The sequence below is a fragment of the Acetivibrio mesophilus genome (assembly GCF_004102745.1).
Lineage (GTDB): Bacteria > Bacillota > Clostridia > Acetivibrionales > Acetivibrionaceae > Hungateiclostridium > Hungateiclostridium mesophilum.
Window position 1 is genome coordinate 56,045 of sequence record NZ_RLII01000015.1, and the last position, 26,826, is coordinate 82,870.

General features: G+C 39.2%; 24 protein-coding genes. 22 read left to right on the forward strand and 2 right to left on the reverse strand.

Going from position 1 to position 26,826, the window contains the following annotated elements:
• The 18 genes from EFD62_RS11440 to EFD62_RS11525 all read left to right on the forward strand — a co-directional run bounded on the left by EFD62_RS11440 (window position 1) and on the right by EFD62_RS11525 (window position 16,660).
• On the forward strand, window positions 1-807 hold the full coding sequence (locus tag EFD62_RS11440) for an ABC transporter ATP-binding protein (protein ID WP_128706163.1): 807 nt from the start codon (window positions 1-3) through the stop codon (window positions 805-807).
• 26 nt (window positions 808-833) lie between these two features.
• Window positions 834-1,742 (forward strand): ABC transporter permease, encoded by a 909-nt coding sequence (locus tag EFD62_RS11445; protein WP_069195922.1) that lies wholly within the window; start codon window positions 834-836, stop codon window positions 1,740-1,742.
• Between the two features lie 19 nt (window positions 1,743-1,761).
• Entirely contained in the window at window positions 1,762-3,096 is a 1,335-nt protein-coding gene (locus EFD62_RS11450) for a phenylacetate--CoA ligase family protein (protein WP_128706164.1), read from the forward strand.
• Complete coding sequence (locus EFD62_RS11455; protein WP_128706165.1) at window positions 3,084-4,259, forward strand: pyridoxal phosphate-dependent aminotransferase; 1,176 nt, start codon at window positions 3,084-3,086, stop codon at window positions 4,257-4,259. The genes EFD62_RS11450 and EFD62_RS11455 overlap by 13 nt, the downstream gene beginning before the upstream one ends.
• Entirely contained in the window at window positions 4,253-4,798 is a 546-nt protein-coding gene (locus EFD62_RS11460; RefSeq protein WP_069195925.1) for a 2-oxoacid:acceptor oxidoreductase family protein, read from the forward strand. The genes EFD62_RS11455 and EFD62_RS11460 overlap by 7 nt, the downstream gene beginning before the upstream one ends.
• Window positions 4,795-5,106 carry a 4Fe-4S dicluster-binding protein gene (locus tag EFD62_RS11465; RefSeq protein ID WP_083225268.1) on the forward strand — a complete coding sequence of 104 codons (312 nt, stop codon included), beginning with the start codon at window positions 4,795-4,797 and terminating at the stop codon, window positions 5,104-5,106. The genes EFD62_RS11460 and EFD62_RS11465 overlap by 4 nt, the downstream gene beginning before the upstream one ends.
• Complete coding sequence (locus EFD62_RS11470) at window positions 5,096-6,283, forward strand: transketolase C-terminal domain-containing protein (protein ID WP_128706166.1); 1,188 nt, start codon at window positions 5,096-5,098, stop codon at window positions 6,281-6,283. Before EFD62_RS11465 ends, EFD62_RS11470 begins: the two co-directional genes overlap by 11 nt.
• Window positions 6,276-7,181 (forward strand): thiamine pyrophosphate-dependent enzyme, encoded by a 906-nt coding sequence (locus EFD62_RS11475; RefSeq protein ID WP_128706167.1) that lies wholly within the window; start codon window positions 6,276-6,278, stop codon window positions 7,179-7,181. The genes EFD62_RS11470 and EFD62_RS11475 overlap by 8 nt, the downstream gene beginning before the upstream one ends.
• A gap of 37 nt (window positions 7,182-7,218) precedes the next feature.
• A complete protein-coding gene (locus EFD62_RS11480) occupies window positions 7,219-7,434 on the forward strand; it encodes a hypothetical protein (protein WP_069195929.1) in 216 nt (71 codons plus the stop codon).
• 128 nt (window positions 7,435-7,562) lie between these two features.
• Complete coding sequence (locus EFD62_RS11485) at window positions 7,563-7,943, forward strand: RidA family protein (protein WP_069195930.1); 381 nt, start codon at window positions 7,563-7,565, stop codon at window positions 7,941-7,943.
• Window positions 7,944-7,950: 7 nt separating this feature from the next.
• Window positions 7,951-9,111, forward strand: a complete 1,161-nt coding sequence (locus tag EFD62_RS11490) for a trans-sulfuration enzyme family protein (protein ID WP_069195931.1) — start codon at window positions 7,951-7,953, stop codon at window positions 9,109-9,111.
• A gap of 11 nt (window positions 9,112-9,122) precedes the next feature.
• Entirely contained in the window at window positions 9,123-10,310 is a 1,188-nt protein-coding gene (locus EFD62_RS11495; RefSeq protein WP_069195932.1) for a MalY/PatB family protein, read from the forward strand.
• 166 nt (window positions 10,311-10,476) lie between these two features.
• The gene (gene cooS / locus EFD62_RS11500) at window positions 10,477-12,483 is read left to right on the forward strand and encodes an anaerobic carbon-monoxide dehydrogenase catalytic subunit (RefSeq protein WP_069195933.1); all 2,007 of its coding nucleotides are present in this window, start codon (window positions 10,477-10,479) and stop codon (window positions 12,481-12,483) included.
• Window positions 12,484-12,542: 59 nt separating this feature from the next.
• Window positions 12,543-13,526, forward strand: a complete 984-nt coding sequence (locus EFD62_RS11505) for an ABC transporter substrate-binding protein (protein ID WP_069195934.1) — start codon at window positions 12,543-12,545, stop codon at window positions 13,524-13,526.
• Entirely contained in the window at window positions 13,526-14,305 is a 780-nt protein-coding gene (locus EFD62_RS11510) for an ABC transporter permease (RefSeq protein ID WP_083225334.1), read from the forward strand. The genes EFD62_RS11505 and EFD62_RS11510 overlap by 1 nt, the downstream gene beginning before the upstream one ends.
• A 1-nt stretch (window position 14,306) precedes the next feature.
• On the forward strand, window positions 14,307-15,080 hold the full coding sequence (locus EFD62_RS11515; RefSeq protein WP_069195936.1) for an ABC transporter ATP-binding protein: 774 nt from the start codon (window positions 14,307-14,309) through the stop codon (window positions 15,078-15,080).
• A gap of 175 nt (window positions 15,081-15,255) precedes the next feature.
• Window positions 15,256-16,152 (forward strand): helix-turn-helix transcriptional regulator, encoded by an 897-nt coding sequence (locus tag EFD62_RS11520; protein ID WP_069195937.1) that lies wholly within the window; start codon window positions 15,256-15,258, stop codon window positions 16,150-16,152.
• Window positions 16,153-16,219: 67 nt separating this feature from the next.
• Entirely contained in the window at window positions 16,220-16,660 is a 441-nt protein-coding gene (locus EFD62_RS11525; RefSeq protein ID WP_069195938.1) for a GyrI-like domain-containing protein, read from the forward strand.
• Between the two features lie 94 nt (window positions 16,661-16,754).
• On the opposite strand, the gene EFD62_RS11530 is transcribed toward EFD62_RS11525, so the two are convergent.
• Window positions 16,755-18,929 carry a carbohydrate-binding protein CenC gene (locus EFD62_RS11530; protein WP_069195939.1) on the reverse strand — a complete coding sequence of 725 codons (2,175 nt, stop codon included), beginning with the start codon at window positions 18,927-18,929 and terminating at the stop codon, window positions 16,755-16,757.
• Window positions 18,930-19,294: 365 nt separating this feature from the next.
• Between EFD62_RS11530 and EFD62_RS11535 the strand changes: the two genes are divergently transcribed.
• From EFD62_RS11535 to EFD62_RS11545, 3 genes are all read left to right on the forward strand, one after another.
• Window positions 19,295-20,326, forward strand: a complete 1,032-nt coding sequence (locus EFD62_RS11535; protein WP_069195940.1) for a glycoside hydrolase family 5 protein — start codon at window positions 19,295-19,297, stop codon at window positions 20,324-20,326.
• Between the two features lie 38 nt (window positions 20,327-20,364).
• Window positions 20,365-21,396 (forward strand): LacI family DNA-binding transcriptional regulator, encoded by a 1,032-nt coding sequence (locus tag EFD62_RS11540; protein ID WP_235832638.1) that lies wholly within the window; start codon window positions 20,365-20,367, stop codon window positions 21,394-21,396.
• A gap of 185 nt (window positions 21,397-21,581) precedes the next feature.
• A complete protein-coding gene (locus EFD62_RS11545; RefSeq protein WP_128706168.1) occupies window positions 21,582-25,598 on the forward strand; it encodes a carbohydrate binding domain-containing protein in 4,017 nt (1,338 codons plus the stop codon).
• A gap of 34 nt (window positions 25,599-25,632) precedes the next feature.
• On the opposite strand, the gene EFD62_RS17495 is transcribed toward EFD62_RS11545, so the two are convergent.
• Window positions 25,633-25,779 (reverse strand): hypothetical protein, encoded by a 147-nt coding sequence (locus EFD62_RS17495; protein WP_162302514.1) that lies wholly within the window; start codon window positions 25,777-25,779, stop codon window positions 25,633-25,635.
• 127 nt (window positions 25,780-25,906) lie between these two features.
• Here EFD62_RS17495 and EFD62_RS11550 point away from each other — a divergent pair, with 127 nt between their 5' ends.
• Window positions 25,907-26,746 carry a S8 family serine peptidase gene (locus EFD62_RS11550; RefSeq protein WP_128706169.1) on the forward strand — a complete coding sequence of 280 codons (840 nt, stop codon included), beginning with the start codon at window positions 25,907-25,909 and terminating at the stop codon, window positions 26,744-26,746.
• The last annotated feature ends 80 nt before the right edge of the window (window positions 26,747-26,826 follow it).

Here is a 26,826-nt window from a genome sequence, read left to right on the forward strand (position 1 = left end):
ATGAGTAAAATTTGCTTGCAAAATGTGTCCTTAAAATACCAAGAGCAAAATAGCAGCTTTTGCGCCATCAAGGATATTAGTGTCTCTATAAACGAAGGCGAGTTTGTAAGTATCATTGGCCCAAGTGGCTGCGGTAAAAGTACGCTGCTAAGTTTGCTGACAGGTCTTAATTTTCCTACCGATGGATATATTTTGCTGGATGGAAAGCAGATTCAGGGTACCGGCACTGAAAGAGGAGTTGTTTTTCAGCATTATTCATTATTTCCATGGATGAGTGCCCGTAAAAATCTGATTTTTGGTTTAAAGCAGGTTTATAAGTCAAAGGGCAGAAAAGAGATAGAAGAGATTGCCGATAAATACCTGGATTTGGTGGGACTTGGAGACTTCAAAAACAAATATCCGTCCCAATTGTCAGGAGGTATGCAGCAGAGAGTTGCCATTGCCAGAGCCTTTGCAATGAATCCCGGTATTTTGCTGATGGATGAACCCTTTGGTGCAATAGATGCAAAAAACAGAGTGATTTTGCAAGAGCTTCTTTTAAATCTTTGGGATAATGGAAATGAAAGAAAAACGGTAATACTGGTTACTCATGACATAGATGAAGCAATACTTTTATCTGACAAGATTATTGTAATGTCAGCCGGGCCGGGTACTATTAAAAAGCAAATAAATGTTGAATTTAAAAGACCTAGAGACAGGACATCTCTTATAAGATCTGAGGAGTATACAAATCTTAGAAACAAGCTTGTTGGCCTTTTCTATGATGACTTGATAGAAAAAATAGGCGGGGATGAGGTCGTTCTATAAGTGATTTTAGAAAGGGGGGGATTTTTGTGAGGAGAATACTCAATCTAACGAATGTGTTGTTTCTGGCCACATTGATACTTGAGCTTTTTCCGTCCAAAAGGGATGGTATAAATGCCTGGTATTATATCGGATTGGTACTACTACTAGAAATTTTCTATATACTAAATGTTATATTAAAAAAAGATGAAGAGAAAACTCAGACTATTGGTGATGTTACAGCTATTGTATATGGTGTTTTGATAATATGGGAGATTTTTACAACAAAAACGGATTTGGCCGATAAGCTGCTTTTTCCTTCTCCTTCGTCTATTCTTTCATTATTGATATCGGAATTGCCCGAGCTTTTGAAAGGAACTGTAAGTTCATTTCAGCTGTTATTGACAGGTTATATTCTGGCGTTGGCTTTAGCCATTCCTTTAGCCTTGGTTATTGGTTGGAGGAAGAGACTTTACAAGGCTATAAATCCACTTACAAAAGTATTTGGACCGATACCTCCCATAGTGTATATTCCTTATGCCATTGCTATACTTCCCACGTTTAAAGCAGCATCCATATTCATTATTTTTATTGGAGCCTTCTGGCCGGTGTTTATTAACACTTTAAACGGTGTGTTTAATGTGGATAGAAGAATTATTGACTCGGCAAAAGCTCTGAGTGTAAGTGAAGGATCAATGCTTTTTCAGGTGATATTGCCGGCCACTTTGCCTTCAATTATAAGCGGTGCCACTATTGGGCTTGTCATGTCCTTTATTCTTTTGACTGCTGCAGAAATGATTGGAGCAACTTCAGGCTTGGGCTGGTATGTAAAGTATTTCTCTGATTTTGCGGACTATCCGAGGGTTATTGTAGGGATTATTTTTATAGGAGTTGTTGTTACAGGAGTTACTTTTTTATTTGACAAAATAGAACGCTATCTTTTGAGATGGAGAAAATAAAATAAGGGGTGTAAGTTTTGTGAGTGCAAGGAAATATTGGAATGAAGAAATAGAGACAATGGCAAGAGAAGATTTGGAAAATTATCAGTTTCAGCTGCTTTCAGAGCATATTGCGCTGGCATATGAAAATTCTCAATATTACAGGGAATCCTTTGACAAGGCAGGGGTAAAGCCGTCGGATTTAAAGCAGCTCTCCGATATTAGCAAATTTCCTTTTGTCAATAAATATATAGAACGGGAAAGACAGCTAAGTAAGCCTTTGCTGGGCGATATGACAGCTGTACCTGAAGAGGAAGTGGTGTTTGTATCTGCTTCTAGCGGCTCAACAGGTGTTCCTACGTTGAGCCCTTTTACCAAGAAAGATTTTGAAGAATTTCAGGATATTCAAAGCAGATTGTTTTGGGCGGCAGGAATGAGACCTAAAGACCGTTATGTTCATGCCCTCAATTTTACATTGTTTGTGGGAGGTCCGGATGTTATAGGTGCTCAAAACCTTGGAGCTCTGTGCATATGGGCAGGAGCTATTCCTTCTGACAGACTGCTTTTTATCCTTAAGGAGTTTGAGCCCACCGTTATATGGACAACACCTTCCTATGCGTGGTACTTGGGCGAAACTGCAAAAAAGCAGGGAATTGATCCTGCAAAGGACCTTTCTATCAACAAAATCATTGTGGCAGGAGAACCGGGAGGCTCTATTGATGCTACCAGGGAAGCTATCGAGGAGCTTTGGGATGCGAAGATCTACGATTTCTATGGAATTTCGGATATTTTTGGAGCATGTGCCGGAATGTGCAGTGCGAGAAATGGCCTTCATCTGGCGGAGGATCATATCCTGGTTGAAGTAATTAATCCTGATACTTTACAGCCGGCAGCTGAAGGGGAAAGAGGGGAACTGGTATTGACAACTCTGAGAAAGACTGCAAGGCCTATGATTCGCTTCAGGACGGGAGATATCGGTACAGTAAATAAAGAGAAATGTGCTTGCGGACGTACCCATGCCCGAATAAACATCACAGGACGACTGGATGATATGCTGATTGTTTCGGGAGTAAATGTGTTTCCTAGTGATATTGAGTATGTTGTCCGCAATATGGAAGAGCTTTCCGGGGAATACAGGATTACTGCCATTACAGAAAGCTTTACTACCAAATTCAAGGTTGAGGTTGAGCGGGCGTTGGGAAATGATGAGCCTAAAGAAGCGCTTGCAGAAAAGGTCTTGGCTAAAATAAAAGTGCGTATAGGTGTTAAGCCAAAGGAAGTCATTATTTTGGATAATGGTGAATTGCCGAGGGCTACCCACAAAGCAAAACGCTTGATCGATGAAAGAGATAGGGGGATTTTATGCCAAAGCTAAGTAAGAGAATAGAGAATTTTACCGATTCGGTTATAAGGCGAATGACCCGTATTGCAAATAGCCATGGAGCAATAAATCTTTCCCAGGGTTTTCCCGATTTTGATCCTCCTTCGGAATTAAAAAATGCTCTGGAAAAAGTGGCATCCGGCAGTATACATCAATATGCAGTCACATGGGGAGCTAAAAATTTCAGGGAGGCACTGGCAAAAGAACAGTCCAAATTTATGGGCATACCCATTGATCCACAAACTCAAATCGTGGTGACCTGTGGCAGTACTGAAGCTATGATGGCAGCTATGATGACGGTTTGTAATCCGCAAGACAAAGTGGTGGTATTTTCCCCGTTTTATGAAAATTATGCTGCAGATGCCATACTTTCAGGAGCAGAACCGATATATGTGCATTTGCGGCCACCGGAATTTAAATTTGATGTGAATGAGCTGGAGGAAGCCTTTAAACAAGGTCCAAAAGCATTGATTTTATGCAATCCATCCAATCCCACCGGAAAGGTTTTTACCCTCGAGGAACTGCAAACCATAGCCTACTTTGCAAAAAAATATGATACATTTGTGATTACCGATGAGGTATATGAGCATATTGTGTATGACCCCTATCAGCATATATATTTTGCATCCCTTCCCGGGATGTTTGAAAGAACCATATCCTGCAGTTCTTTATCAAAGACTTATTCTATTACCGGATGGAGATTGGGATATTTGATTGCACCATCTCACATTATCGATGGGGCTAGGAAGGTTCATGACTTTCTGACGGTGGGTGCTGCCGCCCCTCTACAGGAAGCGGCAGTAGTTGCCCTAAATTTTGGCGATGATTATTATGAAGAATTAAAAAGAAGCTATATCGACAAAAGAGACTTCTTCATAAAGGGCTTGGATAAATTGGGATTAAAGTACACTGTACCCCAGGGAGCCTATTATGTAATGGTGGATATTTCAGAGTTTGCTTGCGAAAGCGACTTGGAATTCTGTGAGTGGATGGCAAAGGAAGTAGGTGTTGCAGCGGTTCCCGGTTCAAGCTTTTTCAAAGATAATGTAAATCATCTTATTCGCTTCCACTTTGCAAAAAAGAAAGAAACCCTTGAGGAGGCCCTAAAAAGACTTGAAAAACTAAAAGATAAGGCAAGGGAGCGATGGCAATGGTAGAAATAAGGTGGCATGGAAGAGGAGGACAAGGCAGTTTCACAGCCTCAAAACTTCTTGGGGCTTTGGCTACATTATATGGCGGGAAGCATGCTCTGGCCTTTCCCTCCTTTGGCCCGGAGAGAAGGGGTGCTCCTGTCCTGGCCTTTACTAAAATAGACAATAAAAAAATTACCGACCGCAGCGAAATCAGAAAATGTGATTTTATTGTGATTTTAGATGAAACCCTTTTTAGTGAAAACTTTTTCGATGACTTGAAGGACAATGGAAGAATTATTATAAACTCAGCCACCAAAGAGGTTTATGCCAAGTATGATTCAAGGAAAATAACTGTAGTAGATGCATCTTCTATTGCGCTGGAAGTTTTAGAAAAGCCCATAGCAAATACAGCCATGCTTGGTGCACTTTTAGCCGTATCAAATATCGTTGATTTGAATGCTGTACTAGAAGGAATGGCAGGTTTTCTAAAAGGCGATCTGCTTAAGAAAAATATTGAGGTGGTTCAAAGAACCTTCCTTCAATGCAAGGAGGTAACATCGTGAACAGGCCAAAACTTAGAGAATATGCTAAACCAAAGCATATCAAAGATTATCCTGTTGGTCCCTGCTATACAGCCGGGCATCTTGTGACGGAAAATGCCAGTTGGAGAACAGAAAAGCCCATTGTGGAAAGCAATAAGTGTATCGGCTGCTTTTATTGCTATCTTTGCTGTCCGGAAGGGGTTATATATAAGAAAGATAAGCTGGTAGATATTGACTATGCCTTCTGTAAAGGATGCGGCATTTGTGCTAGGGTTTGTCCTAAGAAAGCAATAAAAATGATAAGAGAGGGGGAGGACCATGAAAAATAAAGCATTTCTTTCGGGAAATGAAGCAGTAGCGGAAGGGGTGCGATTGGCAAGTCCCCATGTAATCGCTGCTTATCCGATTACTCCCCAGACGGTGGTGGTAGAGCGCCTGGCTGAAATGGTGGAGGATGGAAGGCTGAAATCCGAATTTCTTCATGTGGAATCCGAGCACTCGGCTCTATCCGCATGTATGGGAGCCAGCAGTATTGGGGCAAGAACCTTTACAGCAACTTCATCCCAAGGTCTTTTGTATATGGCAGAGTGCCTTCATTATGCCAGCGGAGGCAGGTTTCCCATTGTAATGATGAATGCCAATCGCTCCCTTGCGCTGCCATGGAGTATATACGGCGATCACAGAGATTCCTTGTCGCAACTTGACTGCGGCTGGATTCAGATATATGTGGAGGATGCCCAGGAAAGCCTGGACATGGTGATTCAGTCTTATGCAATAGCAGAAAATCTAAAGGTACTTACACCCGTAATGATAAATCTGGATGGCTTTGTACTTACCCACACTTATGAGCTGGTAGATATTCCTCAAAAAGACGAAGTAGATAAGTTTCTGCCGCCCTTTGAGACACCGTATAAAATGGATTTGGAAAATCCGAAGAACATGGGGGTTAGTTCTTCCCCATCGGACAACACCGAGTTTAAATTCCAGCAGCATAAGGCTGTATTGGATGCAAAAGAGGTAATAAAAGAAGTGGATGATTCGTTCAGAAAGGCTTTCGGAAGAGGATATGGAGGACTTGTTGACGCATATCTTTGTGAGGATGCGGAATTTATCATGGTAAGCCTTGGTAGTACCACAGGAACCTGCAGAACGGTGGTGGATGAGCTAAGGCAAGAGGGGTGGAAAGCAGGCGTATTGAAAATACGTTTTATGCGGCCATTTCCCGAAGAGGAGATAATAGAAATAACTAAGAATGCAAAGGCTGTGGGAGTGATAGACAGGGATATATCCTTCGGATATGAGGGAACGGTATTTACCAATGTCAACTCTGCCCTTTCAAAAGCAGGCGCCAATGTGCGGAGCTTGAACTTTATAGCCGGGCTTGGCGGGCGGGATATTTCCAAAGAAAGCATACGGGAAGCGTTTTATGATTTGCGGGAAGAATCTAGGGGTATTTCAAAAAAGAGGGTTAAGTTTTTAAGTCTGGGGGTATCTATTGATGAGTAAGGTGAGAGGAACCATAAATGCCGGAAATATCACTGACAAGGAGTTTTTTTACGGTCACAAAGCATGTGCGGGCTGCGGTGGAAGCATTGTGGTCAGGCTGGTTTTAAAGGTGTTGGGTGAAAGAACATTTACGGTAATTCCCGCAGGCTGCATGTCCGCTGTGGGCTTTGTTTACCCTCAGCTTTGCTTTGCAAATAATGCGATTATTTCCACTTTCGCGGGTACAGCCTCTATGCTTTCCGGCATTGCGGCCGGAGCAAAGGCGCTGGGGCTTAAGGACTATCATGTTGTGGGAATTGCCGGTGACGGTGGAACGGCGGACATAGGTATTCAGGCTTTATCCGGCGCAATAGACAGAGGGGATAAAATCATCTATATCTGCTATGACAATGAAGCCTACATGAACACGGGAATTCAAAAGAGCGGCCTTACCCCTTATGGAGCAAAGACCACTACCACCCCGGCGGGTGACAATATCCCCGGAACTTTGACGCAAAAAAAGAACATGTTTGAAATTGTTGCCGCTCATGGTATTGACTATGCTGCAACAGCGAGTATAGGCTATATTCAGGATTTTATTAATAAAATCCAAAAAGCTTCTCAGGTAGATGGGACCTCGTATATCCATGTTTTCGCCCCATGTCCCACCGGTTGGGGAGCTCCTTTGGACAGCGCCATTGACATAGCCAAAGAAGTAGTGGATTGCGGTCTTTGGTATCTTGCAGAATATGAGAATAATGAGTATACTTTAAATAAAAATCCAAAGAAGTTTACCTCTGTAGAGGAATATTTGAAAAAACAGTCAAGGTTTAAACATCTCACCAAAGAGGACATAGACAGGATAATTATATCCAGGGATAAAAAGTGGAATCTAATACGCAGTAAGTGGAGCTGCTAATTTATATATACATTATTTCTTAAAAGGGGTGTTGCTCATGACGAAAAGTATTGAAGAATTACTTAAAGAAATAGAATTAAAAAATATTGTTTTGAAAGATCAATGTCATAGCAGTTGCTGCCTTAAAAAGCAAGAGTTAGAGAAGGCCGAAAGGGAGCTGGATTCTCTTCTTTATAGATTCTATAAAATACATAAATGCAATCTTTGCAAGATATCCAGAGAAGAAACTATGAAGGATTCAGAAAAACAGTAATCCTTCATAAGATTGAAAAATTAAAACTATAAAATTATTTGTAGGCTTTTATTGACAAGAGAGTATGTGTGGTACTATAATATAAAACATATTGGAATAGTCGGGAAATGAAGGCGGTGATTATTAGAATGTCTATTGAGGTCATAAAAACCGATAAAGCCCCTGAAGCAATTGGTCCGTATTCACAGGCAATTGTTGCGGGCTCGTTTATTTACACATCAGGACAGATACCCATTGATCCCAAAACGGGAGAAGTGGTTGGCGGTGAAATTGAGGAGCAGACGGAACAGGTACTCAAAAACCTAAAAAATGTTCTTGAAGCAGCAGGCAGTGGCTTGAACAAGGTGGTAAAAACTACTGTATTCATAAAGGATATGAACAGTTTTTCAAAAATCAATGAGGTGTATGCCAAATTCTTTTCGGAGTCTTTTCCGGCAAGGTCATGTGTCGAAGTATCGAAGCTTCCGAAGGGTGTATTAATAGAAATTGAAGCGGTTGCAATAAAATAAAGAAAGGATGATGAGAATTGGGAATGTGTCGAAGCATAGTATAAGTACAAAGGTGGTACATGGCTCAAAAGGCTATGACCCCCATACGGGAGCAGTAAGCTTCCCCATATATCAAAGTGCTACTTTCAGGCATCCGGCGCTGCATCAGACTACCGGTTATGATTATTCCCGCTTGCAGAACCCTACAAGGGAAGAACTTGAAAATACGATTGCAAATATCGAAAACGGTAAGTATGGATTTGCTTTTTCCAGCGGCATGGCGGCAATATCAACTATACTTTCTCTTTTCTTACCGGGAGATCACATCATTGTTTCTGATGACCTCTATGGAGGTACTTTCAGGCTGTTTGAGGAAATATACAAAAGATACGGTGTGGAGTTTTCCTATGTTAATACGAGTAAGATTCAGGATATAGAAAACGCTGTGAAAGACAACAGCAAAGCATTTTTTATTGAGACTCCTTCAAATCCAATGATGAAGGTAGCCGATTTAAAGGCGATATCGGAATTTGCCAAAGATAGAAGAATGCTTTTGATTGTGGATAATACCTTTCTTACACCATATTTTCAGAGACCTTTGGAGCTCGGAGCAGATATTGTGGTCCACAGCGGGACAAAATATCTTGGAGGGCACAACGATACTTTGGCAGGTCTTGTTGTAGTTAATGATGAAGAGTTGGCGGAAAAGTTTACGCTTATTCAAAAATCAGAAGGGGCTGTATTGTCTCCCTTTGACAGTTGGCTGATTTTAAGAGGAATAAAGACACTGGGGGTACGCCTTGAAAAGCAGCAGGAAAATGCGATGAAAATTTCAAAGTGGCTTTGCACCCATAAAAATGTCACAAAGGTCAACTACGTGGGATTGCCCGACCATGAGAGTTATAGTATTTCAAAATCTCAGGCCTCCGGGTTTGGAGCCATGATTTCCTTTAATGTAAAAGACGTGCAAGTTGTAGAGAGGGTTTTGGAAAAAGTACGGTTGGTAATATTTGCCGAAAGTCTCGGTGGTGTGGAAAGCTTGATTACCTATCCTGTTGTTCAGACCCATGCTGCAATACCAGAGGAAATACGGCAAAGAATAGGAGTTACCGATACACTCTTAAGACTTTCAGTGGGAATTGAGGCGGCAGAGGATATAATTGCTGACCTTGAGCAAGCCTTAGAATAGGAGGGGATTTTATGAGCAGTATATTTGATGAGGTTATAGATAGAAAAAACACCGATAGTCTGAAATGGGACTATTGCAAACAAAGGTTCGGCCGAGCAGATATTCTGCCTATGTGGGTTGCCGATATGGATTTTAAGTCACCTTCTATCATAGCGGAGGCGATAGCACGTAGAGCTCAGCAAGGAGTGTTTGGTTATACTGAGGCGTCAGAGAGGCTTTCAGCGGCTTTGGCCGGTTGGATGGAGAAAAGGCACAGCTGGCAGATAGAAAAAAAGTGGATAATTTATAGTCCGGGAGTGGTTACTTCGGTAAATACCGCAATACAAGCATATACAAATCCCGGAGATAAGGTTTTAATGCAAACTCCTATATATTACCCTTTCTATTCCAGTATCCTGGATAACGAAAGGGAGCTGGTGACAAATCCCTTAAGGAATAATGAAGGATATTATGAGATTGATTTTGAAGATCTTGAGAAGAAACTTTCCGATAATGTTAAAATGATGATTTTCTGCAGTCCCCACAACCCAATAGGAAGGGTATGGAAGATTCATGAGCTAAATGAAGTATTAAGGCTTTGTAAAAAATACAATGTGATTCTTGTTTCCGACGAAATACACTCAGATTTGGTGTTTAAAGGACATAAGCATATTCCGATTGCGTCCTTGGCAGAGGATGATTTTAAAAGCTGCATCACATTGGTGTCTCCGACAAAGACTTTCAATATTGCAGGACTCTCGGTATCTGCAGCAATAATACCCGATAGGGAGTTTGGGCAAAGGTTTAGAAGTACTTTAAGTAAAAACGGATCCGGTATGCTGAATATATTCGGACTTGTAGCGGCTGAGGCTGCGTATTCTGGCTGTGAAGAGTGGCTGGATGAATTGCTTCTGTATCTTGAAGGAAATCTGGATACGCTGGTGGAGTATTTTGAGAAAAATATACCTCAAATAAAAGTTATAAGGCCGGAAGCAACATATCTTGCATGGATTGATTGCAATGAGTTTGCCATACCGGCAGAAGAACTAAAGGACTTTTTTGTCAATAAAGCCGGTGTGGGATTAAATGATGGCGTGGTCTTCGGTAGAGAAGGCTATGGTTTTCAGAGGCTCAATTTCGCTTGCCCTAGAACACTTTTATTAGAAGGGCTTGAAAGAATCAAAGAGGCTGTACATCGTCTTTCTAAAATGCCTTACTAATTGTCAATAAATATTAGCAAATGCATGCTTGGATTTTTATGCCGTAAACACAACAAAACAAATAGGAATAATGGGAAATTACTATTGACTATTCATATTAAAATAACGTATAATTAAAACACGAGTAAACATATAGGGATAGTGAGAAAATGAGTGAGGTGTGAATATGATTTTTTATCGAGATATAAGATACCACCACAGGCATATTAATGATGGAGATGGACATCACCACCACCAAAATTCTTTTTTTGATGATTACAACAATGCTGTTAATGAATACAAGAAGAGCTTTCCGTCAAAGGCAAATGTTATAGAGAATACCCCGGACCCTGCAGTAAGAGAGATGCTTGTACATATGGAAAAGCAAGGCTGTGAGACTTGCTTTGATCGCTTTGACAGCCAAAAGCCCCATTGCAACTTTGGGATTGCAGGTGTCTGCTGTAAAAATTGTAATATGGGTCCGTGCAGAGTGACGAAGAAGAGTCCTAGAGGAGTATGTGGAGCAGATGCGGATCTTATTGTTGCGAGAAATCTTCTAAGGTGGGTGGCGGCAGGCGTTGCAGCCCATGGTGCAAGAGGGCGCGAAGTAATGTTGGCCCTAAAGGCGTCCGGGGAAGGAGTACTGAACATACCTATTTCCGGAGAAGCAAAGCTTAGAAAGTCTGCAGCCCAGTTGGGCATATCCACTGAAGGCAAGACAAAGGAAGAGCTAGCAATAGAAGTTGCCGGTATTCTTCTTGAAGATTTGGCGAGAACAGTTCCGGGAGAGCATAAGACATTAAAGGCTTTTGCCACTAAGGAAAGGATTAAGAAATGGCAAGAACTAGATATCCTTCCTATAGGAGCTTATCACGAAGTGTTTGAAGCCCTCCATCGAACCAGTACGGGAACGGATGGAGATTGGGAGAACATTATGAAGCAGCTCTTGAGGTGCGGCTTGGCTTTTGCCTGGAGCAGCGTTTTGGGATCTTCAATAGCTATGGATAGTTTGTTTGGCATACCCGCAAGAAGTACCGTTAAGGCTAATCTAGGCGCCCTTAAGGAAGGTTATGTCAATATTGCTGTTCACGGACATTCCCCTCTTTTGGTCAGCGAAATAGTAAAGCAGGGGAGAAATCCGGAATTTATACAACTGGCTAAAGAAAAGGGAGCCCATGGAATACAGTTTTATGGAATATGTTGCTCAGGACTTTCGGCAATGTATCGCTATGGAGGTGTTATCCCTCTGTCGAATGCAATCGGTGCGGAGCTGGTTCTTGGCACAGGAGCTATTGATTTATGGGTGGCTGATGTTCAGGATGTCTTTCCTTCAATAATGGATGTGGCAAAATGTTTTAAAACCACGGTTGTTACAACCAGTGATTCTGCAAGACTTCCCGGAGCTGAGCATTATGGCTACGACCATCACCATTCAAATTTAGACGAGACAGAAGCCCTGGCAAAAACTATTCTTAAGAGGGCTATTGAAAGCTTTGAGGAAAGAAGAGATGTCCCGGTTTTTATTCCAAATTATGAGGTGGACGCAGAGATAGGCTTTTCTGTAGAGTATGCCACCAGCCGCTTTGGAAGCATGGAAGTAATTGCAAAGGCCTTAGAAGAAGGTAAAATTCGCGGTGTAGTCAATTTGGTGGGTTGCAATAACCCAAGGGTTATGTATGAAAAAGCAATAGCAGATGTGGCACAAAAGTTGATTGAAAACAATATCCTTGTGCTCACCAACGGTTGCGCATCCTTTCCCCTTTTGAAGCTGGGCTATTGCAATGCCAAAGCATTAGAAAAAGCCGGGGAGGGAATCAGAGAATTTTTGGGGTCGGATTTGCCTCCTGTATGGCATATGGGTGAGTGTCTTGATAATGCAAGAGCTTCTGCCTTTTTCAGAGCATTGGCCGATAGCCTTGGAAGGGATATAAAAGACTTGCCTTTTGCCTTTGCAAGTCCTGAGTGGTCCAATGAAAAGGGAGTGGGGGCGGCTCTTGGATTTAGACTTTTAGGTATAAACTCCTATCATTCGGTTTATCCACCGGTGCAAGGCTCCGGAAATGTAATGAAATACTTGTTTGAAGATACCCAGAAAACACTGGGCGCTGTTATGGTAGTGGAGGTAGACCCGCTAAAGCTGGCAGATAGAATAATTTTAGATATCAATGAAAAGAGAAAGGCCTTGATGTGGTGAGAATGCATATTTTTCTTCTCATTTGTTAAATGAATAACTTCTAAAGGGAGGTAATGAATATGAGAAAAAAAGCCGTTATTTTTACACTGCTGGTGTTGATGATATTAAACCTTGCAGGCTGCAGTAATGAAAACAGGGCGACTAGGACAGGAGAAAACGTGTCCAATGATAATACACAGGTTAAGACAATAAAGATTGCCTATTTGCCTATTACTCACGCCCTTCCCCTTTATGTAGAGAATGAGCTGGCCGAGGAGAACTTTAAAAATTTTAAACTGGAGCTTGTAAAGTTTGGTTCATGGACAGAGCTGGTGGATGCTTTGAATTCCGGAAAGGTGGACGGTGCATCCATGCTCATAGAGCTTGCAATGAAGGCAAAGGAGCAAGGTATTGATTTGAAGGCGGTTGCCTTAGGCCACAGAGATGGGAATGTGGTGGTGGTATCTAAGGATATCAACAAAGTTGAAGATTTGAAGGGAAAGAACTTTGCTATACCCAGCAAGCTTTCCACCCATAATATTTTGCTGCATATTATGCTTGAAAAAGGTGGTCTTACATATAGCGATGTAAATGTTATTGAACTTCCGCCGCCGGAAATGTCGGCAGCCCTGGCGGAGGGGAGAATATCCGGTTATTGTGTGGCTGAACCATTTGGAGCCAAATCGGTGGCAGTGGATAAAGGAAAAACTTTATTTGAATCTCAGGATTTATGGGAAGGCTCGGTGTGCTGCGGATTGGTTCTTAGAAATGATTTTATTGAGAACAACGAGGCTATAGCAGAGGAATTTATTAAGGAATATATAAACGCAGGACATAAAGCTGAGTTGAAAGATAATGTGGTTCGTGATATTGCAACAAAATACTTAAAAGCAGAATCCGAGGTCCTAGACTTGTCTCTTAAATGGATTTCCTATGAAAACCTGAAGCTTGAGGAAAAGGACTATAATGAGCTTTCGAAATACATGGTGGAAATGGGACTTTCTAAGAATCCTCCAGAGTACAGCGAGTTTGTGGATAATACATTTATTGGTAAAGTGAAGTGATCAGAATGGAAATATTAAAAAAGACATTAAAGGTTGTTATAAGCATATCTGTACTTGTAAGTATTTGGCAATTTGCAGTATTAACGGGAAGATATGAGCCGTCGCTTCTTCCTTCTCCGACCAAAGTTTTTGAAGCAATGACAGAATTGATAAAGGACGGAACTCTACTCACCCATTTTAGGGTAAGTCTTACCCGCTTCTTTATAGGATATCTGGTAGCAATATTTGCAGGAATAACCCTTGGACTTTTACTGGGCTGGAATAAAAGCGTATGGTCTTTTATTGAACCGGTAGTGCAGGTATTAAGACCGGTTTCACCTATAGCCTGGTTCCCCTTTATTGTTTTATGGTTTGGAATAGGGGATGCTCCGGCCATTGTCATTATTTTTATAGCAGGGTTTTTTCCAATTCTTCTTTCTACCGTTTCCGGCGTGGGAAATGTAGATCCAATTTATTTGAAAGTGGCTGACAACTTTGGAATACGACAGCCGCAAATGCTTTTTAAAATTATTCTTCCGGCGGCCTTTCCGTTAATTGCAAACGGCCTTCATTTAGCCCTAGGGTCAGCTTGGGTATTTCTAGTAGCAGGAGAAATGGTAGGAGCCCAGTCCGGTCTGGGATATCTTATTATAGATGCAAGAAATTCTTTGAGATCGGATCTGGTTTTGGCAGGAATAATATTTATTGGCGCTTTAGGGCTTTTGCTGGATAGGTTGATAAAACTCCTTGAAACCGGCATTGAAAAGCAGTGGGGAATATCCCGGAGGGGGAGGAACTGATATGTATATTTCTATTGAGGGAGCATCTAGAGAGTATTTTTTTAAAGGTAGAGGAAGAACGGTAGCTCTTGAAAAGGTGAATTTGGAAATAAAGAAAGGTGAATTTATTTGCCTCTTAGGACCGAGCGGATGCGGAAAGACAACATTATTGAATTTGATTGCCGGTTTTGATAGACCTACCACAGGCTTTGTTAAAATTAATGGAGAAATTGCTGCAAAACCGTCTGTAAATAGAATTACCATATTTCAGAACTATGGGCTTCTTCCGTGGAGAACTGTTCTTCGGAATGTTGAGCTTGGCCTGGAAAGCAAGAAAATAGATAAAAAGAAGAGGCTGCAAATTGCGGAAGAATATATTGAACTTGTGGGTCTTTCCGCGTATAAAAAGCATCATCCGGCCCAACTTTCGGGAGGAATGCAGCAGAGGGTGGCATTGGCAAGGGCATTGGCTGTTGATCCGGAGATACTTCTTATGGATGAGCCGCTAGGGGCTTTGGATGCAATGACTCGTATGAGTATGCAGGATGAGATTGAGAGGTTGTGGCAGGAAAAGAAAAAAACAATAATCTTTGTGACCCATGATATCGAAGAGGCAGTTTTTTTAGCCGACAGAATTGTGATAATGACTCCAAGTCCCGGTAAAGTGAAGAGCGTGGTTGAGGTGCCGTTGGCAAGAAAAAGGGACAGAACAGGAAGTGACTTCTTAAAAATCAGGGACAGGGTTTTTGCTGAATTTGAGCTAAAGCCTAGAGATATGACAGAATACTATTTGTAAATATACGTGTTTTGAATGCATTAATTATGTGTGCTTTGATGCTAACGGCGTGTATTGATGAGAGAGGAAGGGATTGTGTGGGTTGAAACTGTATCATCTTTATTTTAAAATATAGCTGTATAATATGACTTTATGATGTTATATTATACAGCTATACTAAAATAGGGTGATAAAAATGCAAATTAACCGATTGTTTGAAATAGTATACATCCTTCTTGATAGAAAAACAGTAACTTCAAAAGAGTTTGCAGAACGATTTGAGGTTTCAACAAGAACTATTTATCGCGATATTGAAGCTCTTTCGGCAGCAGGTATTCCTATCTATACGAGCAAAGGAAAAGGCGGTGGAATATCACTTTTGCCTAATTTTGTCCTTAATAAAGCTGTTATAACCGATGAAGAAAAAGAGGAGATTCTCTCTTCCTTAAAGGCTGTAAACGCTGTTAATCTAGCCAAAACAGATACCGCAATTAAAAAGCTCGGTAGTTTGTTTGGTGAATCAAATACAGATTGGATTGAAGTGGATTTTTCTTCTTGGGCCAACTCACAGAAGGAAATTGAAGTATTCAATGCAATAAAGTCTGCGATATTAGATAAGAGGGTTATTACTTTTTCTTATGCCAGTGCAAAAGGACAGCGGACCTTGCGGGAGGTAGAGCCTTTGAAGCTTTGCTTTAAAAGCAACGCATGGTATTTATATGGATATTGTAAGTCACGATATGATTTTCGTTTCTTTAAGTTGAGGCGAATCAGGAACCTTTGCGTAACGGAGCAAAATTTTCAGCGTAACCCCCCAAATCAAATCTTTTCAAACGATAATACATATCGGAAAGAATATATTAATCTGAAGTTAAAGCTGTCTTCGGAGGCTGCTTACAGGGTGTATGATGAATTCGACAGCTATGTACAACAGGAGGACGGAAGTTTTATTGCAGAAATTAACTTTCCGAGGGGTGAGTGGCTATTTTACTACATCGCAACCTTCGGGAGCCAATGTGAAGTTTTGGAGCCGGAGAACGTGAGAAATAGTGTGAAAGCAGAACTTCAGAATATGTTAAAACATTATCTTTAATATGACACGCAGTTGTCATGTTGGACAAAATATAATAGCCTTATCAAACATATGGAGGTTATTAAAAATGAACTATGAGGTTGTAAATTTAGATCAAAAAATAGTTGTAGGTGTTAGTGCAGTTACCGGCAATTCCGATCCTAAAATGCATGAAGTTATCGGCGGTCTATGGGAAAAGTTATATCAAGGTGGAATAAGTGCTGCAATTAAAAATAAGATTAACCAGTATGCCATTGGACTTTATTCTGACTACTCAAATGATCAATACTGTGTTACTGTTGGTAATGAGGTTTCAAAAGCAGAGAATGATGAACTGGCTGTAAAAATCATTCCTGCAGGAAAATATGCAAAGTTTTCTATACATGGAAATATGGTAAAAGCAGTTGCTGAGGCTTGGGAAGAAATCTGGAAGATAGACTTAGATAGAAGCTTTACCGGTGATTTTGAGGAATATCTTAATAGCGATTGGGATAACGCAGATATTAATATTTACATTGCATTAAAATAAAATCAAAAACATGTTCAAAAAAGCACCGGAGATTTTTTGCTCCGGTGCTTTTGAAAGTACAAATTATTTGGATAAGCAAACTGTCCTATAATTTTTAGCGAGTAAATAGTGTACCATGATCCTCCCAGAACGATTCAACGAGTGACAGGTCTTTATTGGATATTAATTCGCTTTCCGGTCGTTGTGAATACTCGGACAGTTTGGAATAGAAGAGTTTAAATTTCTCCAGGTCATTTTTGTCGCTGTAATCATTATCGGATAAGTATTGTATGGTTTTCAAAAAGGGTTCCCAGCCTATTTCTTCTTGAACTTCAATGAGTCTATACATTAATCCGTCATGATGAAACTCTCCTTGACCCATAGTCTGAAGATATCTTATAAGATAGTAATATTTGAGCTGAGTACCTTCGCGACGTATATTTGGGTCATTATAAACAACAGGCATTGGCCCCATGTTGTTTAGATGAATCTTTTCCAATTGGTCAACGGCATAATATGCTCTGAAATTGGCAAACATTTCGTCATTCCAGTTCCAACTGGTATTTCCGAGATTGAAATTATGTCCTATTTCATGCAAAATTCCAAAGGACAAATCGCCGTTTTCATAAGATCTTTTTAACTGATTAGCTATAGGGTTATTGTCGCTGCTTTTAAACCACATTATTGGATTTCCCGCATAAGCTGCAGAACCGCTCGGATGACCGTCTGAGGCCAATATTCCTATTTTGTTGCCATTAAAAGGTATTCTGTTTCCGGAAAATTCTTTCATCAAAACATATACCTTGTCTAAGTCGGACAACCAGTTGATAATGCCCTCTCTTGTTGTATACTGTGTATCGGAAGTGTCAAAACAAGCATCAAAATGTTCGGATTCGTAAATATAGTCGGAAGGTACAGGTTCTACCTTGACATTGTCAAACCATACCGTTCCTTTGGTTTCACAATGAAGGAATCCTAAGCGCAACCCAATATTTACCCTGCCGGATTCCGGGGTTTTGAAAAGCAGGCTTACTTCCTTCCATGAAGTATTTGTCCCGGTTGCTGTAACTGTTCGATTCCATATTGCATCTTCGCCTTGATTGTTATAGAGACAAATATTAGCTCCATCACTTTTGTAGTGGGTCTCTTGTTTGGTGCCGTTGTAGACTGTATATTCTTCTGTCACATTCTCATACTTCATATAGGCGCTGAGTTTATAATAGCTGTTTGGAGCAAGCTGGAGGGTTCTTGCATATCCAACATCTTCGTCTTGTGCTAATGAACTTATTTTTAGACATTTACTGTTGTTTAGACCTGTCCCTATTTCAATAGTTCCGGTTGCTGAAGAATTATTTTGCTTTGATGACCTTTTTACCCAATCAGAAGAAAGACCGTTTTCAAAAGTTTCCATGAATGTATACTTTGGCAAATGCTCCAACGTTACATTGTCAAACCAGGCCGTTCCGGTTACTTTGCTGCCTGTGTAACCCAAACGCACTGCAATATCAACACTGGTTGTTGATGCTGTAAATTCCGCATATATTTTTTTCCAACCCGGATAGAAGGTGCCTAAGTTTTCCCATTCGCTTGAATAATTCCATGTGGGATATATGCAAACATTAGGTCCTATAACCGGCCAATAATTGGAATTGGGGTCTCTGACCACATTTTGGTATTTAACATATGCAGTCAATCTGTATTTTTCACCGACCGTAAGACCGCTAATTGTTTTTGTATACGCGGTATCGGTAGCAACTGTAGGTGAAGATATTTTTACGCATTTTGAACCGTAAACACCGGTGCCATCTTCAATTTGTACAGTTGAACCGGAGCCGGAACTTACAACGGTCCAACCGTTCGCTCCATTTTCAAATTTCTCTGTAAATATTGCTTGAGGAACTTCATCAATAAATCCATGATTTACTGATAATGTTGTTTCACTACTAAAAGTTGAGCCGTACTTGTTTATTAATTCACATATGTATGTATACTGTCCTGCCGGCCTTGTAAACGGCTCCGGCGTAATTACTTGTCCATTGGGTGTATTGTCTTCTGCTGCACCGCATTGAATGATTTTACCGTTCTCATATAGTCTCCATTGGGTAGCATTGTTGTTGCCTGACAAAAGCACTACTCTACAAGTGATTGTGCCATTAGTATCTAGCATTTTAACTATTGGATCTCCAGGCACTCCAGTTGCCCCAGCAGATACCGATATCGGTATACTCATAAAAACAGACATTAGAAGTAGACAGCTTGCAACAATCGCAAAAATTCTTTTCTTTCTCATTTCAAATCCTCCTTTTCAATAATTAGTATATTATTCCGAAATGGTTTAGATCTAGGTATCGTGCGATCTAAACTCATTTCATTAATACAATTATAATGATTATCTGGTAAAAGTGGATGCCAAACTATTGAAAAAAGTTGAAATTTTGATGAAAAAGCAGTTGGTGTTGATATCACTTGAATAGACGTAAAGTAAGACTGGACAAAGCGTAAAAAGACATGGTATAATTTATATAGATGAACGCGCGTACAATTTGAATATTACTACGCTACATACTTCAATTTGTAGTTTCAATTGTTTTATTTTATAAAACATATAAACATTTAATGCCAATATTTAACATAGGATATTTTAGGAGGAAGCAAATGGTAAGTTTTAAAGCTGGTATAAATTTAGGTGGATGGATATCACAATATAAAGACTTTAGCAAAACACATTTTGATACTTTTATCACAGAAAAGGATATTAAAACTATTGCAGAATCAGGATTTGATCATGTTAGAGTACCCTTTGATTATCCGATTATCGAGTCTGATGACAATGTGGGCAAATATAAAGAGGAAGGGCTCTTTTATATTGATCGTTGCCTTGAATGGTGTAAAAAATACAATTTGGGTCTTCTCTTGGATATGCACCATGCTCCCGGGTACCGTTTTCAAGATCTAAAGACAAATACATTATTTGAAGATCCATCTCAACAAAAGAGATTTGTTGAGATATGGACTTTCTTGACCAAACGTTATATAGATGAACGGGAACATATTGCCTTTGAATTACTAAATGAAATTGTGGAGCCTGACAGTGTTCGCTGGAATAAGCTAATGCTGGAATGTATAAAGGCAATTAGAGAAATTGATCCTACCAGGTGGCTTTATATTGGAGGTAATAATTATAACAGTCCCGATGAACTTAAAAATCTTGCAGATATTGAGGATGATTACATAGTTTACAACTTTCATTTTTATAATCCTTTTTTCTTTACGCATCAGAAAGCTCACTGGTCCGAAAGTGCAATGGCATACAATAGGGCTGTTAAGTATCCGGGACAATATGAAGGAATTGAGACTTTTGTCAAGGAAAATCCCAAATATGATTTTATGATGGAAGTAAATAATCTTCAATTAAACAAGGAACTTTTGCGTAAAGATTTAAAGTCTGCAATTGAATTCAGGGAAAAGAAAAAATGCAAACTTTATTGTGGTGAGTTTGGTGTAATTGCTCTTTCGGATATAGAGTCTAGAGTAAAATGGCATGAAGATTATGTCAGCCTTTTGGAAGAGTACGATATTGGTGGTGCAGTATGGAACTATAAAGATATGGACTTTGAAATTTATGATGGGGAGGGAAAACCCATCTCAAAGGAATTAATAAATATACTGACAAGGAAAAAAGTATAATTCATTGAAGGTTGCATATAAGTTTTCATGCGAGGTGGATGATGACTAGCGAAGAAATAGCAAAATTGTGTGGTGTTTCCAGAGCTACTGTATCTAGGGTTATTAACAATAGTCCCAACGTAAAAGAGGAAACACGGCAAAAGATTTTGGCGATAATAAAAGAGAAAGATTATGTGCCGATAGCATCTGCCAGGCGTTTGGCTGGGATAGATAGTAACATAATCGGTTTATTTGTTTTGGATATCAATATCTCTGAATCAACAACAAGAGTTTCAAAAAGTGCGTACTTTTCGCAGCTTGTAAATTTAATAATAGACCAGGCAAACAATTTTGGTTTTCAAGTGTTGGTATCAATTATAACCTCAGAGAAGCAATTAACTGAAATAAGAAATCTTTTTATCAGCAGAACCATTTTTAGCGCTATTTTTATCGGTGCATTCAATGAAGAATCTCAACTTGATGATAATATTATATTAGAATATCCTACAATTATTATTGATCGTCAATCTAAAAGTGCAGAGGAAAAGCCAAATCGCTTGGTTATAAACTTGGACAACTTTGAGGGTGCTTATAATGCAACACAATTTTTGATTAAATCAGGTCATACCAGAATTGGGCATATATCCGGAGACCTTAGAAAGCTTTCAGGTATAGAGCGTTACAAAGGATATAAGAAAGCATTGGAAGATGCAAAGCTGTGTTTTGACAGAAAATTAGTACGGGAAGGCAACTTCCTCGAAGACAGCGGTTATCAATTGGCTTATGAAATATTAGAAGAGAATATAACAGCTATTTTTTGTGCCAATGATGTAATGGCTATTAGTGCAATTAAAGCTATTAAAGAAAAAGGATTAAGTGTTCCTGAGGATATATCCGTAATAGGGTTTGATAATACAGCAATTGGGAACTATATTATGCCTGCATTAACAACTGTAGATGCACCATTAGAATACATTGCCCAAACATGTATTGAGTCATTAAAATACTTTTGCAAAAATAAACATTTTAAAGAAAAGGAAATAAGAATTAAGACTAATTTGATAATCCGGGAATCAACTAAAGAAGCTTAAAATAAATTGTTGTTTTTTTAAGTTGTTTTCCAGCACTAAAATTAATTGCTTATTGTCTAGGTCTTAGCCGTATAATCGCAAAAACTGTACGCGGGTACATTTTTGTATTGGTTATATTAGATAATAATTACCTCGAGGTATTTATTATAATTTATTAATTTTATTAAATTTTAGGAGGGTAAAAAATGTATAAGAGATTATTGTCATCAGCGCTGATAATTATGCTATTATTATCTGCTTGGTCACCAATATCCGTACAAGCTTCTGATGCGATTAGTGACATTAGAGGGCATTGGGCCGAAGACGACTTGAGTAAATGGTTGGAAAAAGGGATTTTACTAGGCTATCAAGATGGGACGATAAAACCTGATAACAACATCATAAGAGCTGAATTTGTCACATTAATTAATAAAGTTTTTGGATTCTATGAACTAAGTGAAGAACAGTTCATAGATGTTGAAAACTCAAAGTGGTATTCCGGTGAAATATTAAAGGCTAGGGCAGCAGGGTACATTGCGGGTTATGGAAATAATGTTTTCAAACCTGAAAATTATATTACAAGACAAGAAGCTGTTGTTATAATCGCGAAAGTTTTTGACATGCAAAGCAGTAATAATTATATAAGTAAGTTTAAAGATGGAGACTTGGTCAAGGAATATGCAAAAGATTCTGTTGGTGCTATGTTTGAAAAAGGCTACATAACAGGGTATAATGACGGTACTTTTAGACCTGACAATTACATTACCCGTGCAGAGACAATTAAAATACTAAATCAAATTATCCCTTCTATATATAATAACAAAGGAGATTATGGAGATGAAGAAATAAACGGGAGCGCGCTGATTAATGCAGGAGGAGTTGTTTTAAAAAATACTGCAATAAACGGTGATTTATATCTTGCTCAAGGGATTGAAAATGGAGATGTTACCCTTGAGGGTGTAGATGTAAAGGGAACAGTTTATGTAAACGGCGGAGGAAGCAATAGCATACATTTAATAAATACTAAATTAGGCAAGGTTATTGTTAATAAAAAGGGAGTTAGAATTGTAACTTCAGGAAATACTTCGGTTGAAAGTGTCGTTGTCAAATCCGGTGCAAAACTTGAAGAAAGAGAATTAAGCGGCGATGGATTTATAGATGTCGTGGTTGATTCCCAACTTTCGGCCAGCAGTGAAATAGAATTTGTTGGTGACTTTGGACAGGTTGATGTTTTGGCAGAAGACGCTTTGCTGCAAACAAAAGAAGCAAAAATGAGACTAAAGATATCCGGGCAAAGAGTTAAAATAAATGGGGAAAAGATTGAAAAATCATCAAAGAATTATACTGTAAATGGAGAATCGATATCAATAGAAACAGAAGAACCCAAACCTTCCGTCACACCTGATACAGAAAGTACTCCACAGCCGGAAAATACACCGAAAAAACCAAGTAATCCGGGTTCATCTGTTACTCCTTCACCAACCAGCAACCCAAATGAAGAATGGCAACTGGTTTGGAGAGATGAGTTTGATGGTACTACAATAAACATGGATAATTGGAGTTATGATGATCCGACCAACGGAAGATGGAATAAAGAAATACAGTCCTACACACAAAATAATGCCTATATCAAAGACGGTTCACTGATTATTGAAGCCAGAAAAGAAGATATTACAGAGCCTAGTGGTGAAACCTATAATTATTCTTCATCAAAATTAATTACTAAAGGCAAACAATCCTGGAAATACGGTAAGTTTGAAATAAGGGCCAAAATGCCTACGGGTCAAGGTATATGGCCGGCAATTTGGATGATGCCGGAAGATGAACCCTTCTATGGAACGTGGCCAAAATGTGGTGAGATAGATATTATGGAGCTTTTAGGTCATATACCTAATAAACTTCATGGAACACTTCATTTTGGAGAACCCCATAAAGAATCTCAGGGAACATATTTCTTGCCGGAAGGTCAGAGCTTTGGTGATGACTATCATGTTTATGCAATCGAATGGGAACCGGGAGAAATACGTTGGTATATAGATGGAGAGTTATACCACACTGTCAATGACTGGTATTCTAGAGACCAATACTTAGCTGATGATTATACTTATCCGGCACCTTTTGATCAAAATTTCTTTTTGATAATGAATATATCTGTAGGGGGCAGTTGGCCGGGATATCCTGACGAAACAACAGTTTTCCCACAACAAATGGCTGTAGATTATGTAAGAGTGTATCAAAAGAATGAATATCCTCATAGGGAAAAACCCGTTAAAGAAGAAGAGACTGCAAGAGAGCCTCTTGCGGACGGCAATTATATCTATAATGGCGGTTTTGATGTAAATGATCCTGAGGCAATTGGTATTGAGGATGTTCCAAATACATCTTACTGGACTTTCTTAAAGGGTCCTGGAGGAATTGCAACAGTAAACGTAGATGAAGGCGTTATGCATGTACAGATAGAAGATGGAGGAACAACTGACTACAGCGTGCAATTGCTTCAAGCACCGGTTCATCTTGAAAAAGGTGCAAAATATAAAGCATCTTTTGATATGAAAGCCCAAAGCTCAAGAGAAATAAAACTTAAAATAGGTGGAGATGGCGACAGGGGATGGACTGATTATGCAGCTATTGCGCCATTTACAGTTTCCACAGAAATGGAATCTTACGAGTTTGAATTTACCATGAAGTACGATACGGATGTTAAAGCTCGATTTGAGTTCAATATGGGGCTAGACGATAATGATATCTGGATTGATAATGTTAAGCTAATTAAGACAGAAGATGCACCAGTGATAGATCCTTCAACAATAGAAAGACCTCCGCTTCTGTCTGGTAATTACATATATAACGGTACCTTTGATCAAGGTGAAAATAGGATGGGATTCTGGAAATTTACTGTAGATGATACTGCGAAGGCTTCATACTACATTGGAAGTGATGTTAATGAACGTAGATTTGAAACCAGAATTGAAAACGGCGGAAATTCAAAAGATGCCATAAGATTGGTGCAGCCAGGAATTAATATTGAAATGAGCAAATCCTACAAGGTTAGTTTCGAAGCTAGTGCAGAAAAAGCCAGAACCATAGATGTGGAAGTTGCAAGTAACTTAAACAATAGTAGCATATACTCCGCTACTATTGAACTTGACAAGGAAAGCAAGACATATGAATTTGAGTTTACCATGGATAAAGACTCGGATAAGAACGGAGAACTTAGGTTCAATTTGGGTGGAAATAACGCCGACGTCTACATTGATAATGTTGTTATGAAAAAAACCAGCTCCGATGAAGTTAAAGGAAATTTACTTTTAAATGGGGTATTTAATAGCTTACTAGGTTGGAATTATGAATCATATAGTCCTGGTTCGGCAGAATTTGAAAATACTGAGGAGCAATTTAAGGCAATCATTGCTTCTGTTGGTTCTGAAGGTTGGAATGTACAATTGTATCAGGATAATGTTCCACTGGAAGAAGGGCAGACCTACGAAGTTTCATTTGACGCTAAATCAACAGTTGACAGAAAAGTAATAGTTCAAATGCAAGAAAAAGATGTTTGGACCTCCTATTTCTTTGAAGAAGTTCAACTTACAGATGAGCTTAAGAGATTCAAATATGAGTTTACAATGGATAAGCCGACCGATTCAGCATCAAGGTTTAGTTTTGCACTGGGAAGTCCAGATAGCGTGACGACTTACGAACCCCATGAGATAATAATTGACAATGTTGTGGTAAGAAAGGCTGTAACAGATTCATTAATATTAAACGGGACCTTCGATAATGATAAAGAACATTGGTTGGAATACTGGGGCGGTGAATGGGAAGATGTCCCTGAAGGTGAGGGGAATGGTACTGCTATTGGCTCTTGTAAAGTAACAGAAGGAGAGCTAGAGGTTGATATTACCAAGGTAGGCATCAAAGATTATACGCCTCAAATAAAACAGGAGAACTTGGCATTGCAAGAGGGTGAAACCTATACTGTATCTTTTAAGGCAAGAGCACTTGCTCCAAGAAGTATCAAAGTTGACATATTGGATTCTACCTATAACTGGTATGGTGGAAGTACTTTTGACTTAACAACAGAAGATGATACCTATACATTCACATTTGCCGCAAACAAGTCAATTACAGATGGCGTACTGACTATAAATTTAGGTACTATATCAGATAAGACTTCAGCAGCAACTACCGTATATCTTGATGATATATTGTTAGTAAAACAATAAGTGATAAAATACTTAAAATAATAGTTAGGATATTTTAAGAGGCATTATATAGTAACTTGCTATATAGTGCCTTTTTGCATCCTGCAATACTAATTTTTATTATGTTTGTTATGAGTTGCTTGGTTTTTCCTTGCATCCAATTTATTCCCTGGATTTTCATCAAAATTTCAACTTTTTTCAATTCTTTTGCATCCACTTTTTCCAAGTAATCTTTATAATAGTATTAATAATATAGTTTTAGGCTACAGAAGATTTTGGCCTAAACATTTTCACAATAATATACCAATTATTGATAAGGGGGTATTTTCATGAATTTGAAAAAGAACGTGGCAAAGTTTTTAGCTTTAACAACAATGGTTGTTGGAACGTTTGCCGGAAGTCAGTTTGCATTGGCAAATAATTCAGTTGACGTTGGGAATGAAATCAATTATCTCAATGTGGATTATACTTTCGCAGAGGGAAGAGTAATTGTTGTATTTAAAGAGGGATATGATATAAGCGTTATAAGTGATAAGCTAAAAGATTTGGGAGTTGAGTCGTTCGAAGATTTGACAAAAGCCCAAAAACCTTCAAAAGCTAATGATAGCAGTACTGAAAAGAAGAAAAAGAAGAAAATCTTTTTGCTTCATTTAAAGAATAAGACTAGGGATGGAGTGCAGAAGGCGATTGAAAAGTTGAATAATGAACCTTATGTTGCATATGCAGAACCCGACTTTTTGATAGAAACTAAAAGTGATCAAAATAATTCTGGCAATAATAAAGTTGATAGCATGAGAATAATTAAAGCACAAGAAGCAATAGATATGTGTGCAGGCAATCCGGATGTAGTTGTGGGAGTTATAGATTCGGGAATTGATTATAATCATCCTGCCTTGGTGAATAATATGTGGGTGAACACAGCTGAAGCTTGGGGAATTCCGAATAGAGATGATGATGGAAACACATATAAAGACGATATTTATGGGTATGATTTTGGTGCTAACGATCCTGATCCTATAGGTATAAGTGACCATGGCACACATTGTGCAGGAATAATTGCAGGTTTTGGACCTAATGTGAAGCTTGCCGCACTTAAGCATAACAGTGGAAGTTTAATTAATGATTTGACTTGTGCAGTAAAATGTAAAACTTTATGCAGCGACCCCTAATTTGGCAACTACATCATCAAGACTTACCCCTTTTTCTGCACAAGAGTATGCAAACTTGGCAATACAGACCATATATTGTT

What these genes read in the sequence shown, in the direction of transcription:
- EFD62_RS11440 (WP_128706163.1), top strand. Translation starts at nt 1, where the DNA reads ATGAGTAAAATTTGCTTGCAAAATGTGTCCTTAAAATACCAAGAGCAA.
- EFD62_RS11455 (WP_128706165.1), top strand. Translation starts at nt 3,084, where the DNA reads ATGCCAAAGCTAAGTAAGAGAATAGAGAATTTTACCGATTCGGTTATA.
- EFD62_RS11460 (WP_069195925.1), top strand. Translation starts at nt 4,253, where the DNA reads ATGGTAGAAATAAGGTGGCATGGAAGAGGAGGACAAGGCAGTTTCACA.
- EFD62_RS11470 (WP_128706166.1), top strand. Translation starts at nt 5,096, where the DNA reads ATGAAAAATAAAGCATTTCTTTCGGGAAATGAAGCAGTAGCGGAAGGG.
- EFD62_RS11475 (WP_128706167.1), top strand. Translation starts at nt 6,276, where the DNA reads ATGAGTAAGGTGAGAGGAACCATAAATGCCGGAAATATCACTGACAAG.
- EFD62_RS11480 (WP_069195929.1), top strand. Translation starts at nt 7,219, where the DNA reads ATGACGAAAAGTATTGAAGAATTACTTAAAGAAATAGAATTAAAAAAT.
- EFD62_RS11485 (WP_069195930.1), top strand. Translation starts at nt 7,563, where the DNA reads ATGTCTATTGAGGTCATAAAAACCGATAAAGCCCCTGAAGCAATTGGT.
- EFD62_RS11490 (WP_069195931.1), top strand. Translation starts at nt 7,951, where the DNA reads ATGATGAGAATTGGGAATGTGTCGAAGCATAGTATAAGTACAAAGGTG.
- EFD62_RS11495 (WP_069195932.1), top strand. Translation starts at nt 9,123, where the DNA reads ATGAGCAGTATATTTGATGAGGTTATAGATAGAAAAAACACCGATAGT.
- cooS (WP_069195933.1), top strand. Translation starts at nt 10,477, where the DNA reads ATGATTTTTTATCGAGATATAAGATACCACCACAGGCATATTAATGAT.
- EFD62_RS11505 (WP_069195934.1), top strand. Translation starts at nt 12,543, where the DNA reads ATGAGAAAAAAAGCCGTTATTTTTACACTGCTGGTGTTGATGATATTA.
- EFD62_RS11515 (WP_069195936.1), top strand. Translation starts at nt 14,307, where the DNA reads ATGTATATTTCTATTGAGGGAGCATCTAGAGAGTATTTTTTTAAAGGT.
- EFD62_RS11520 (WP_069195937.1), top strand. Translation starts at nt 15,256, where the DNA reads ATGCAAATTAACCGATTGTTTGAAATAGTATACATCCTTCTTGATAGA.
- EFD62_RS11525 (WP_069195938.1), top strand. Translation starts at nt 16,220, where the DNA reads ATGAACTATGAGGTTGTAAATTTAGATCAAAAAATAGTTGTAGGTGTT.
- EFD62_RS11530 (WP_069195939.1), bottom strand. Translation starts at nt 18,929, where the DNA reads ATGAGAAAGAAAAGAATTTTTGCGATTGTTGCAAGCTGTCTACTTCTA.
- EFD62_RS11535 (WP_069195940.1), top strand. Translation starts at nt 19,295, where the DNA reads ATGGTAAGTTTTAAAGCTGGTATAAATTTAGGTGGATGGATATCACAA.
- EFD62_RS11540 (WP_235832638.1), top strand. Translation starts at nt 20,365, where the DNA reads ATGATGACTAGCGAAGAAATAGCAAAATTGTGTGGTGTTTCCAGAGCT.
- EFD62_RS11545 (WP_128706168.1), top strand. Translation starts at nt 21,582, where the DNA reads ATGTATAAGAGATTATTGTCATCAGCGCTGATAATTATGCTATTATTA.
- EFD62_RS11550 (WP_128706169.1), top strand. Translation starts at nt 25,907, where the DNA reads ATGAATTTGAAAAAGAACGTGGCAAAGTTTTTAGCTTTAACAACAATG.